Origin of the sequence: Natrinema longum (genome assembly GCF_017352095.1) — an archaeon.
Taxonomy (GTDB): Archaea; Halobacteriota; Halobacteria; order Halobacteriales; family Natrialbaceae; genus Natrinema; species Natrinema longum.
The window spans coordinates 1,562,397-1,574,894 of record NZ_CP071463.1 but is presented as its reverse complement, the minus strand read 5'-3'; the positions used below and the strand labels follow the sequence as shown (position 1 = coordinate 1,574,894).

The window sequence follows — 12,498 nt, the reverse complement described above, 5'->3', positions numbered from 1 at the left end:
CAGGCCGGCTCGGGGTCGGGCATCGGGCCGGAGACGAGACCGCCACAGCACGGGCCGTCGGCCGGTCGCGATGCGGGGCGTCCGCAGCCGAGAAATCCACAGCCGTCGTCGGGCGGACCGTCCGGTCGACCGTCGGGCCGCTCCACCCGACACGCCCCAGAGTCGGACTCTCACCGGGGGAACCGCTTCGATGGCGTCGACGTTTCCTCGCGGACGGACCCGCGCTTCGACGCCGACGTCGACCGGGCCGTCCAGGAACTCTATCGCAAACTCGAGCGGAAGATCCGGATCGAACGCGAACGGAGGGGACTGTAGATGAGCGGCGGCAAACTCGAGAAAGCCCAGATCATGATTTTGAACGGGAAACAGAAGGGCGACACCATCGAGTGCAAGTTCAACCCGAACGCCTACACGCTCGAGAAAAGCGTCAACTACGGCGAACTGAAAGCCACCGGCTCGGGGGCGTCGATCATGCAGTTCGTCGACGGGAACGCGGAGACGCTGTCGATGGAGCTGTTTTTCGACACCTCCGACCAACTCGACTCGAAGGGGTCGCCCGATCCGTCGAAAGTCGACGTCCGCGAACGATACACCAAACACATCGATACGCTCCTCTCCGTCGACGGAGAGCTACACGCGCCGCCGGTGTGTCGGTTCGTCTGGGGCGACGGGATCGACTTTACCGCGTTGCTCCAGCGGGCGAACAAGCAGTTCACGAAGTTCCTGCCGAGTGGCATTCCCGTCCGTGCCCGGGTGAACGTCGTGTTCAAGGAGTACAAGACGGCCGACTACCACAAGTCGGAGGTCTCCCCCGAGTCGACGGACAAGACGAAAGTCTGGACGGTCACCGACGGCGATACCCTCTGGCTGATCGCCGCCGAGGAGTACGGCGATTCCGCACACTGGCGGACCATCGCGGACCACAACGACGTCGAAGACCCCCGCGCGATCGACGCGGGCGACAAACTCGAGTTGCCGCCACTGCAGTCATGAGCACCGGAACGAACATCCAGCCGCGGTACTCGCCGCGGTTCAAGGTCGACGTCGGCGACGCGAAGTTCCAGGAGCCCGGCGGCCGGATCGCGGATCTCGTCGTCGAGACCACCCTCGACGGTGCGGACCGGTTCTCGTTCACGCTGAACTTCCCCTTCGACGAGGAACTCGGCGAGTTCAGCGGGTTGACCTGGGACGATTTCGCGGTCGGGACGGACGTCGAGATCGCGATGGGGTACGGCGGCGACGGGACGCTGACGCCGCTTTTGACGGGGTCGATCCGATCGATCAACGCCGAGTTCACGACCGATCGGGGGCCGTCGGTCACCGTCTCCGGCTACGGACTGCTCTGGGAGCTCATGCAGGGGACCCGGTCGGACTCGTGGTCGGAGACGACGGTCGGGACCGCGGTCGAAGACGTGCTGTCGTCGTACCCGTTTTCGACCGTCGACGTCTCCGATGCGTCGATCAAACGCGAGAAACTGATCCAGGACAACCAAAGCGACTACCGGTTCGTTCAGGGGGTGGCCGAGACCTACGGGTTCGAGTTCTACGCCGAACGGGACATCGTCCGGTTTCGACCGCGCTCCGCGAAAGGTGACGGTGAGGGGCCGGTCGCCGAACTATGGTACGGCGAGGCGCTTCACGACTTCTACGCGGAGATCACGCGCCGAGAGCAGGTCGACCAGATGGAAGTCCGAAGCTGGGACGAACAGAACAAATCCGAGATCGTCGCCACTGCCGGCAGCACGACCGCGAAACACAAGGAGGTTTTCAGAGTACAAGCCATGTCACGGGACGAAGCGGAACGGGTCGCCGAAACGAAGCTGAACCGATTCTCCGACGGCGTCGTCACCGGTCACGGTGAAGCCGACGGAACGCCGGCCATCAGGGCCGGGAGCGTCGTTACACTCGAGGAACTCGGCGGTCGTTTCTCGGGGGACTACTACGTGACCGAAGCGACCCACCGGATGGGGAGTGCCGGCTACCGAACCTCCTTCGAGGTAACGGAGGTGTCGACGTGAACCCCGCCGGCTTCATCGACGACGGTGCGGACGACGGCGGTATCGATGGCGTCGCCGTCGGTATCGTCACCGATAACGAGGATCCGAAGGATCTCGGGCGTGTAAAACTCCGGTTCCCGTGGCGGGATGCCGACGACGAGAGCCACTGGGCTCGGATCGCGACCGAGATGGCGGGGGCGGAGTATGGTACGTACTTCCTGCCGGAGATCGACGACGAAGTGCTGGTCGCGTTCGAGAACGGCGACATTCACAAGCCGTTCGTCATCGGCTCGCTGTGGAACGGGAAACAGAAACCGCCGCGGCAGAACGGCAACGGGAACAACGACGTTCGAGAGGTTCGATCCCGGAGCGATCACGTGATCGCGTTCGACGACGCCGACGACGGCAGCATTACGATTCGGACGACCGGTGGCAACGAGATCGTGATCGACGACTCGGGGAGTTCGGAGACGATCAGGATCCGCGACGACGCGAACGACAACAGCATCACGCTCGATTCCGCCGGCGGGACGGTCGCGATCGACGCGAAGTCCGAGATCGAACTCTCGGCGTCGACGATCTCCCTCGATGGTAACTCGGTGAAGATCGCCGGCAAGAAGGGAGTCACGCTCGAGGGCAAGGGGCCGGTCACCGTCGACAGCAAGGCGAAACTCTCGCTGTCCGGATCGATGGTCACCGTCGACGGGACGGGAATGGTAAAAGTTAAAGGCAGTTTAATCACCTTGAATTAAGGTACAGAGAGATGCAACCTGCAGCGAGACTCGGCGACCAGACGGCACACGGGACGCCGCTGACCGGGACCTCGAGTCCGAACGTCCTGATCGGGAAGCGACCCGCGTGGCGAGCGCTCGCGGACGTGCATACGTGTCCGCTCACCACCGGCCCGGTCCCTCACGTCGGCGGCGTCGTCACCAAGGGGAGTACGAGCGTGTTGATCAACAAGATGCCCGCTGCGAGGCTGGGCGATACGATCGTCGAGAGCGGCCCGCCGAACACGATCGTCAGCGGGTGTCCGACGGTGATGATCGGCTAACCCATGTCCGACGAGTTCCTCGGAACGGGATGGGCGTTCCCCGTCGAGACGGATGCTCGAGGATCGGTTCGAACGGCCGACGCCGAGGACGACATTCGGGAGTCGATCCGGCTCATTCTCGGGACTGCAAAGGGCGAACGAGTCATGCGCCCGGAGTTCGGCTGCGAGATCCACGACCACGTGTTTTCGGCGGCGACGCCGGCGACGCTGAACTTACTCGAGAGTAGCGTTCGTGAGGCGCTCGTCCAGTGGGAGCCCAGAATCGACGTCGAGGACGTCACCGCCAGAACGGACGACGAGAACCCGAACAAGGTCCTCATCGAAATCGAGTACCAGGTTCGGACGACCAACAGCCTCTCGAACATGGTGTACCCGTTCTACATTACGGAGGGTGATGGATGAGCGGGCAGCCGATCGTCGACGACAGGGATCAGGAGGCGCTTTACGCGGAGTTACAGCGACTCGCGGATCAGTATACCGACTCGTGGGATCCGGGGACTGACGACAACGCCACCGTTCTCCTGCGGATCTTTTCACAACTCGGTGCGGACGTCATCCGACGGCTAAACGACGTGCCCGCGAAACACCGGATCGCGTTCCTCGACGCCCTCGGGTTCGACAGGCGACCGCCACAGGCCGCACGGCTCCCGCTGACGTTCGAGGTGTCGACCGATATCGATCGCAACGTCGCGATCCCCGGCGGGACGCAGGCGGTGGCGGAACCGGGCGACGGAGCCACACGGATCTTCGAGATTCCACAGGACGAGGGCTTCGAGGCGACCGGCGCGTCGCTGACGGACGCGATCGCGGTCGATCCCGCCGACGATCGAATCGTCGATCACGGTCCCGTCCGAACCGCGGCCGAACCGGTCGAACTGTTGACCGGCGAGAACGTCCAGGAGCACGTCCTCTATCTGGCCCACGACGATCTCCTCAATCTCGAGGCCGGATCGCCGATCACGATCACGGCCGAGACGACGCCCGATAGCCCGCTCCCGGAGACCGACCTCGTCTGGGAGTACTACGGCGAGGACGACGACACGGAGGGATGGTATCCACTCGAGGAGCGGACCGACGACGAGTCGGCCGACGACGACCCAGGGCTCGATGCGCTTCAGGAGCGGCTTCAGTCGGGTTCGTCCGGGCGCTCGACCGACGACGGCCGGATCGAGCGGGAGTTTCGACTCCCCGGAAAGACCGTCCAACACGCCGTCGACGGCGTCGAAAGCCGCTGGCTGCGATGTCGGATCGCCGACGACGATCCCGATCCCGCGGCGTTCTCCCTGCGGCTGCGATCGATCTCGGCCAGCGTCGGTCGGGACACGCGTGATGGCGGACTCACGCCCGATTCCCTGCTGTCGAACGACGTGCCGCTCTCGACGGACGAGGGAGATATCCGGCCGCTGGGAAGGCTGCCACAGCCGCCGTCGACGTTCTACGTCGCCTCCGAGGAGGCCTTTACGAAGCGAGGTGGCGTCGTCGAGGTACGGTTCGATCCGCCTGCCGGGCCCGATGCGGATCCGGACGGTGACGATCTCGAGGACGTGACCGACGCCGACGCCATCGACGGGGTCGATATCGGCGCAGGGGACGACGAGACGGACGCGTCACCGGCCGCTGGCGTCGGGGTGCTCGACGGTCCGCCGACGCTTTCCTGGGAGTACTGGACCGGCAGCGGCTGGAGCCGGCTGACCGTCCTCGAGGACGAGACGAACGCGTTGCGAAGCGCCGGCCACGTTCGCTTTACCGTCCCCGAGGACATCGAACCGACGTCGGTGTCCGGTCACGAAAACGTCTGGATCCGCGTCCGGCTGGTCAGCGGGAACTACGGCCAGCCGTCGTTCGGCGTCACCGACGCCGGAACGCGGGGATCGCTCGTCGACTCGCCGGACCCGCCGCGGTTCGGCGACGTCTCGATCCAGTACGACCGCGGGCGGCAACCGTTCGAGCGGATCCGGACGAAGAACAACGGCTCCATCAGCGACGACCTCGCCAAACGGGAGGGGGCGTTGACCCCCTTCGAGGAGCTTTCGGACGAGACCCAGACGCTGTATCTCGGCTTCGACGAGCCGCTTCGCGATGGTCCGCTCACGTTCTTCGTTCCGATCGAGGACGTCACCTACCCCCGCTCGTTCGATCCCGGCATGCGCTGGGAGTACTGCGAGGATCCGGCGGCCGACGAGTGGTCGAAACTCACCGTTCAGGATCGGACCGGCGGATTGACCGAACGGGGGATCGTCAGGCTCACCCTCCCCGAGCCGACGACCGCGTTCGACCGCTTCGGGCGGCAGTGTCACTGGATCCGGGCCCGCGTCACCCAAGACGAGTTCGACCGCCGCTCGGGGTCGGGACGGTCGAGTGCGGACGTCGACCGGCAACGCGAACGGACGACGGCCCCGCCGACGCTCGAGGGGCTGTATCCCAACACGCAGTGGGCCTACAACACCCGGACGATCGAAGACGAAGTCCTGGGCTCGAGCGACGGCTCGCACGACCAATCCTTCGACTGTGCGCACGCGCCGGTCATCGATCTCGACCTGTGGGTCGAGGAGTCCGCGACGCTGTCGACCGGCCAACGGCGCGAGCTTCTGACCGAACGCCCCGACGACGTTCGGCGCGTCACCGACGCGGGTGGCGACGTGACGGAGTGTTGGGTCCGCTGGCAGCAGGTCGCTGACTTTCTGGAGTCGGAGCCGTCGGATCGCCACTACGTCGTCGACAGGCTCGACGGCACCGTCAGCTTCGGCGACGGAAACCGCGGGCGGATCCCGCCGTCCGGGCAGGGAAATATCATGGTGACGTACACGACCGGGGGCGGCCGCGACGGCAACGTTGCAGCCGACACGATCACGGACCTGAAGAGTTCGATTTCACTCGTCGAGGACGTCTCGAATCCGAAACCGGCCGACGGCGGTGCCGACGCCGAGTCCATGGACGCCCTCGTGGCACGCACCACGGGGCAGCTCAAACACCGGGGCCGTGCGGTCACTCCGTCGGACTACGAGCGGGTCGCCACCGCGGAGTTCCGAGAACTGTCGAAAGTCAACTGTACCCCCGACGGGGGTGGTGACGGGGACGCTGGCGGCGTCACGCTCCTGATCGTTCCCCACGCCCGGCGGGAGAAACCCGTCCCGTCGATGGAACTCAAACACCGCGTCCGCGACGCGTTGCGCGAACGCGCGCCCGTCTCGCTGGTCGAATCCGAGGGGTCCCGGATCGTCGTTCGCGGCCCGCAGTACGCGGCGGTATCGGTTTCCGTCACCGTGTACACGGCCGACAGTACGAGCGTCTCGCTGCTCAAGGGGGCCATCGAGGAACGCATCGACGATTACCTCCACCCGCTCGACGGGAACGGGGGCGAGGGGTGGTCGTTCGGCCAGACGCCGTCGACGGACGCGCTCTACGATATCGTCGACGGAACCGACGCCGTCGCCGACGTGGTCGAACTCGGTGCGACGATCGACGTCGCCGGCGAACAGACCTCGCTGGCCGGCCGCGACGCGCCGACGACGCTTCCGCCGGACGTGCTCGTCTGCAGCGGTGTCCACGAAGTGACCGTTACGATGGGGGGTGACGACTCGTCGTGATCGACGCCGCCCGACGAGAACCGGCCCGGAAACCGAACCGCGGTCGCGATCGGCGACTCGAGGGGGGCGATCGCCGTGGGTATTGACGTTCCGGAACTCGACGACAGATCCTACGAGGAGATCCTGAGCGAGGCCACCAAACTGATCCCGGCCTACGCCGAGGAGTGGACCGACCTCAACCCGCACGATCCCGGTGTGACGATCCTCGAGATGCTGGCCTGGCTGACGGAGACGTACGTCTACCAGCTCGATCGGGTGACCGACGACCACCGCGAAAAGTATCTCGCGTTGATGGGTGAGCGCCGACGACCGCCGACGCCGGCGTCGACGCGGTTGCGATTGGGGCTGCCCGACGACGCGGGCTGGGCACGCATTCCGGCCGGGACGCGCGTCTCGGTCGCCGACGCCGACGATGCCGACACGAGCTATCGGTTCGAGACCGACCACGCGCTCACCCTGACGGCGGCGACGCTCGAGCGCGTCCTCACGGTCACCGGCTCGGGCCGGACCGACAACACCCACGCGAACCGGACCGGCGGGATGTTCTACCGTGCGTTTGGCGACGACGCTGCCGACGGCGACGCGTTCTATCTCGGCTTCGACGCCGACCCGTTCGCCCGCGCTCGCACGCTCACCCTGACCGTCAGCTACCACGACGACGACCTCCCGGAGCCGGCGACGCACGGCTCGATCGAGTCGTCGTTCGAACCCTCCGTCGAGCCGGTCTGGGAGTACCGCGACGAAGACGACGGTTCGTGGCGACGACTCGCCGTCGCGGCCGACGGCACGAACGCGTTCTATCGGGGCGGGCCGATCACGCTGGCCCGTCCTGACGCCGGGCCAGCGACCGCGAGCAACGCAGCGGGTCCCGAACCGCCGACCGATGTCGGTTCGTCAGGGCGAACGTGGCTTCGCTGTCGTCTCGAGACGGCCGGACACGAGATTCCGCCGCAGTTCGACGCGATCGAATCGAACGTCGTCTCGGTTAGCCACCGGGAGTCGGTGACCGACGAGGAACTGACGCAGGTCGGCCACCTCGAGGAGGCACCGGCGCTCGACGGGCAGACCTACGCCTTCGAGCGGTCGCCGGTGCTCTCGGCGACGGTGTTCGTCGACGGGCAGCGGTGGCAGGAGGTGCCCGATTTCGACGCGTCCGGCCCCGACGATCCCCACTTCGTCCTCGATCGGGAGGCGGGGACCGTGACGTTCGGCGACGGCGCGGCGGGACGCGTTCCGCCCGCCGCTGGCACTGTCCGTGCCGACTACGTCGCCGGCGGCGGTGCGGACGGGAACGTTCCGGCCACGACGGTCTGGCATCTCTCCGATCCCGACCGCTCGCTCGAGGGGCCGGTCGACGCCGCCGATATCGAAGTGGACCCGGTCGATGGAGCGACCGGCGGTGCCGACGGGGAGACGATCGCGGACGCGCTCGACCGCGTCCGGCGCGACCGGCGGCTCCCCTATCGGGCCATCACCGCCGACGACTACCGCTATGTCGCCGCGCACACGCCGGGACTCAGGATCGGTCGGACGAACGTGCTCGTCGAGGACGGCGAGATCACCGTCGTCGTCGTTCCCTTCGCACCGCCGGACGTGGGGACGCCGGAACCGAGCGAGGGATTCCTGCGTGCCGTCCGTCGGCACGTCGGGGAGCGAAAGCTCCTGAGCGATCGGGTGGACGTGATCGGGCCACGGTACGTCGGCCTCGAGATTTCGGTCGCCGGGCGCGCGAGAGCCCGATACGCCGGTGGCGGCCACGACGTCGCCGTTCGGACGGCGATCGAGGAGTTCGTCCATCCCCTGATGGGCGATGGGGGGGACGGATGGCCGTTCGGCCACACGTTACACCGCTCGGAACTGGTCGATCGGATCGCGGACCTCGACGCGATCGATCGGGTGAGCGAGGTGACGATCACCGCACACGGCGGTGCGACGGTCGACGACGGGAGCGTCCGTATCGACGACACCTCGTTGTTCGCCGTCGAAGACGTCACGACGAACCTCTCGATCCGAACCGGCTCGAGCGATGGAGGTGGATAACGAATGGACTTTTCGTACGCGACGACGACGAGTACCGCGGATTGGAAAGAGTGGGTCGGCCGGAACGTCGACGTTCGCGATGAGGGTCTCGGACTGGCGACGACGGCCGCGATCGAACGGACGACGATCGAGGACGGCGTGGTCGACGTGGCGATGGACCCGAGTGGCGACCTGTATACGCTTCGTTCGTCGGGCGCACTGTATCGACACGACCCGACGGCGGATCTCACCCAGCGCCTGTGGACTCGCTCCGACGGCGACGTCGCCGACCCCAGCGCGCTCTGTGTCGACGACGATCGCGTCTTCGTCGTCGACCGTGACGACGGCTCCATCACCGTCGTCTCACCCCGGCTCCAGCGGACGATCGGGACCATCGAGACCGACGCGACCGATCCGATCCGCGTCGCCCACGCGGGAGGACTGCTCTATCTGCTCGACGATGTCGGTCGGGTACGGACCGTCGGGCGGGACGCCGAAATCGACCTGGCGATCGACTGGTGGCTCGTCGAGCCGACCGACCTCGCCGTCGACGCCGACGGCCGCGGGTACGTCCTCGATCGCAACGATGGCGACCCGGTTATTCGGTCGTTCGGCGACGGGGACGATCACACCGACGGCGGGTTTCCGATCGCGAGCGGCGAGTTCGTCGCCGGGGCCGGCGCGTTCTCCCCGACCGCGCTCTCGGTGGTCGGTGGAACGCTCTTCGTCGCCGGCCGACTCGAGAACGGGGGGCCGGCCCTGTTCGAACGAGACCCCTCGTCGGACGCGTTTCGCGAGCGGTATCGGTTCAACCGGCCGTGCCGGACGCTCGTCGCACGACCCACCGCACCCGACGATCGACGGGAGTTCTACGCGGCCTGTGGTTCGAACGGTCGGGGGACGCTCCTTCGGGAACGACGACGCCACGCGCGACATCCCAGACGGGAGCGCCACGTCGGCGAGGCGTTCCATCGATACGACTCCGGGACGGACGATACCGAGTGGCACCGCCTGGCGATCCAGCTCTCCCAGCTGACCGCGAGTACGCAGGTCCGCGTTCGCTACCTCGCGACGAACCGACCGATGCCTCGCGAGGTCGGAATCGAGGACCTCGAGGCGATGCCGGCCGACGCCGTCGACAGCGTCCGCGAGCTGGGTGTGACGTCGGCGTGGGAGCTCGCCAGTGCCGACGTCGACCGCCTCGTCTCGGGGTGTCCAGACCGTTCCCGTGGGGACGTTCGGGCGTGGCGGGCCGGGGCGATCGACGCGCTCGCGGCCCACGCCGAGGCCGACTGGACGACCGTCGACTCGCTGAACCCGGACGACGTCTTGCTGTCCGAGGCCGTCGGTCGGTACCTGTTCGTTGCGCTCGAACTCGACGGGAGTCCGCGGTCGTCACCACGGGTCGATTCGATCACCGCCTTCTGTCCCCGTCAGACGTACCTCCGATATCTCCCGGAACTCTACCAGGAGGACGACCGTTCGGCCGCGTTCCTGGAGCAGTACCTGTCGGTGTTCGAGTCCACCTTCGTCGATATCGAGACGGCGATCGAGGACATGGGGCGGTATTTCGACCCGGAGGCGGTTCCCAGCGACGCCCTGTCGTGGCTCGAGCAGTGGCTGGCCGTCGAGCCCGACGGCGACTGGCCGGAGGACGCACGGCGGGAACTGCTCGCTCGGGCACCGGAGCTGTACAGACAACGCGGCACGAAGGCGGGGCTCCGGGCGATGCTCGTGCTCTATCTCCGCTATGCGGGTTCGGAGCCGACTGCCCGTTCGTCGGCGTCGGCCGACGACGGCGACGACGGTGTTTCGCCCGGCGGGGCCGGTCCGGCAGCGCCGACGGCGGCCTCCGATGGGGGCGACGGGACCGTCGGCGATACGCCCTCCGGCCACCGACTGTTCTTCTTCGACGACGGCGATCTCGAGTGTATCGATCGGCAGCCGATTCACAGCGAGTACCCACTCCCCGCGTCGAGCCCGCAGTCGTTCGTCGTGTTCTGTGGTCCGTTCGAAACGGACGACGAACGCCGGACGGTCGAGCGGATCGTTCTGTCGGGGAAACCGGCACACGTGACCGCGGACGTCGTCGAAATCGACGACGAGTTGACTCTCGACAGCGACACGTTTCTGGGGGTCAACAGCCGGCTGACCGCCCGCGAGTTCTCGCTCGGCGAGACGACCCTCGGCGAGGACACGGTGTTGACCGCTCGAGAGGGGTCCGAGTAGCCGAGCGACGCAGGGGGAGCGTTTTCGAGGCGGGTTCGACTGCCGTCGTGTCCGGGGGGCTCCGGCTGAGATCGGTTCCCGCCGCGCTCGGCAAGGGGTATTTACAGGAGCCTCCAGCCCATTGGGACACGTAATGGTCGTCGGAGATGTCACCACTGGAACGGACGTACTGGTCATCGGCGCGGGCCCTGCAGGCTACGTGGCCGCGATTCGCGCCGGACAGCTCGATCTGGACGTCACGCTCGTCGAGAAAGACGCCTACGGGGGAACCTGCCTGAACCACGGCTGTATCCCCTCGAAGGCGCTGATAACCGCAACCGACGTGGCTCACGACGCCGCCAGCGCGGAAGCGATGGGGATCCACGCCGACCCCGCGATCGATCTCGCCGGGATGATGGACTGGAAAGACGGCGTCGTCGAGCAGCTCACGAGCGGCGTCGAGAAACTCTGCAAAGCCAACGGCGTCAATCTACTTGAGGGGACCGCCCGCTTCGCGGACGAGACCACCGTCCGCGTCTCCCACAGCGGCGAGGGCCAGGGTTCGGAGACCCTCGAGTTCGAACACGCCGTTATCGCGACCGGCTCGCGCCCCATCGAGATTCCGAACTTCGAATACGGGGACGACCCGGTCCTGAACTCGAAACAGGCGCTCGCTCTCGAGTCGGTCCCCGACTCGCTGGTCGTCGTCGGGGCCGGCTACATCGGGATGGAACTCGCTGGCGTCTTCGCCAAACTCGGGACCGACGTGACCGTCATCGAGATGCTCGACTCGATCCTTCCGGGGTACGACGACGACCTCAAACGTCCCGTCAAAAAGCGGGCGGAAGATCTCGGGATCGACTTCGAGTTCGGCTACACCGCGTCGGACTGGAACGACCGCGACGGCGAAGACGGGATCCGAGTCGTCGCGGAGCCGGCCGACCGGGCCGAAGCCGATGGCGGCACGGAGCAACTCGCGGACGAACGCCTCGAACTCGACGCCGAGAACGTGCTCGTGGCCGTCGGCCGCCAGCCGGTCTCGGACACGCTCGACCTCGAGGAGGCCGGCGTCGAGACCGACGAGCGCGGGTTCATCGACACGGATTCCCACGCTCGGACGAACGTCGACCACATCTTCGCCGTGGGCGACGTCGCCGGCGAACCGATGCTCGCCCACAAGGGCAGCGCGGAGGGGAACGTCGCCGCCGAGGTGATCGCCGGCGAACCCGCGGCCCTCGATCACCAGGCCATTCCTGCGGCCGTCTTCACCGATCCCGAAATCGCTACCGTCGGGATGACCGAATCCGAGGCCGAGGAAGCCGGCTTCGAAACCGTCACCGGCCAGTTCCCGTTCCGTGCCAGCGGTCGCGCGCTGACGACCGGCGACTCCGAGGGCTTCGTCAAGATCGTCGCCGACGACGCGGACGGCTACGTCCTCGGTGCCTCGATCGTCGGCCCCGAGGCCTCGGAACTGGTCGCCGAACTCGGCCTCGCGATCGAACTCGGCGCGACCCTCGAGGACGTCGCCGCGACGGTCCACACGCATCCGACGCTCTCGGAGGCCGTCATGGAGGCCGCGGAACACGCGCTCGGACACGCGATCCACACGCTGAACCGGTAACACGCCGGTTCG

General features: G+C 66.9%; 9 protein-coding genes. All 9 read left to right on the top strand.

The features are described 5' to 3' along the window. The first annotated feature begins 315 nt into the window (after nucleotides 1–315). The 9 genes from J0X27_RS07860 (at nucleotide 316) to lpdA (ending at nucleotide 12,486) form a co-directional block, all read left to right on the top strand. The gene (locus J0X27_RS07860) at nucleotides 316–993 is read left to right on the top strand and encodes a CIS tube protein (RefSeq protein WP_207271807.1); all 678 of its coding nucleotides are present in this window, start codon (nucleotides 316–318) and stop codon (nucleotides 991–993) included. After that, nucleotides 990–2,018, top strand: a complete 1,029-nt coding sequence (locus tag J0X27_RS07855) for a phage late control D family protein (protein ID WP_207271806.1) — start codon at nucleotides 990–992, stop codon at nucleotides 2,016–2,018. The genes J0X27_RS07860 and J0X27_RS07855 overlap by 4 nt, the downstream gene beginning before the upstream one ends. After that, nucleotides 2,015–2,749 (top strand): phage baseplate assembly protein V, encoded by a 735-nt coding sequence (locus J0X27_RS07850; RefSeq protein ID WP_207271805.1) that lies wholly within the window; start codon nucleotides 2,015–2,017, stop codon nucleotides 2,747–2,749. The genes J0X27_RS07855 and J0X27_RS07850 overlap by 4 nt, the downstream gene beginning before the upstream one ends. Nucleotides 2,750–2,760: 11 nt before the next feature. Next, on the top strand, nucleotides 2,761–3,051 hold the full coding sequence (locus J0X27_RS07845; RefSeq protein ID WP_097381168.1) for a PAAR domain-containing protein: 291 nt from the start codon (nucleotides 2,761–2,763) through the stop codon (nucleotides 3,049–3,051). Nucleotides 3,052–3,054: 3 nt separating this feature from the next. After that, a complete protein-coding gene (locus tag J0X27_RS07840) occupies nucleotides 3,055–3,453 on the top strand; it encodes a GPW/gp25 family protein (protein ID WP_097381169.1) in 399 nt (132 codons plus the stop codon). Further along, nucleotides 3,450–6,638, top strand: coding sequence for a putative baseplate assembly protein (locus J0X27_RS07835; RefSeq protein ID WP_207271804.1), 3,189 nt, complete (start codon nucleotides 3,450–3,452; stop codon nucleotides 6,636–6,638). Before J0X27_RS07840 ends, J0X27_RS07835 begins: the two co-directional genes overlap by 4 nt. 75 nt (nucleotides 6,639–6,713) lie before the next feature. Beyond that, nucleotides 6,714–8,678: a putative baseplate assembly protein gene (locus J0X27_RS07830; RefSeq protein WP_345778247.1), complete on the top strand. Its 1,965-nt coding sequence runs from the start codon at nucleotides 6,714–6,716 to the stop codon at nucleotides 8,676–8,678. Between the two features lie 3 nt (nucleotides 8,679–8,681). Continuing rightward, nucleotides 8,682–10,886, top strand: a complete 2,205-nt coding sequence (gene cis12 / locus J0X27_RS07825) for a CIS12 family contractile injection system protein (protein WP_207271803.1) — start codon at nucleotides 8,682–8,684, stop codon at nucleotides 10,884–10,886. A gap of 133 nt (nucleotides 10,887–11,019) precedes the next feature. Next, entirely contained in the window at nucleotides 11,020–12,486 is a 1,467-nt protein-coding gene (lpdA, locus tag J0X27_RS07820) for a dihydrolipoyl dehydrogenase (protein ID WP_207271802.1), read from the top strand. Nucleotides 12,487–12,498: the final 12 nt, after the last annotated feature.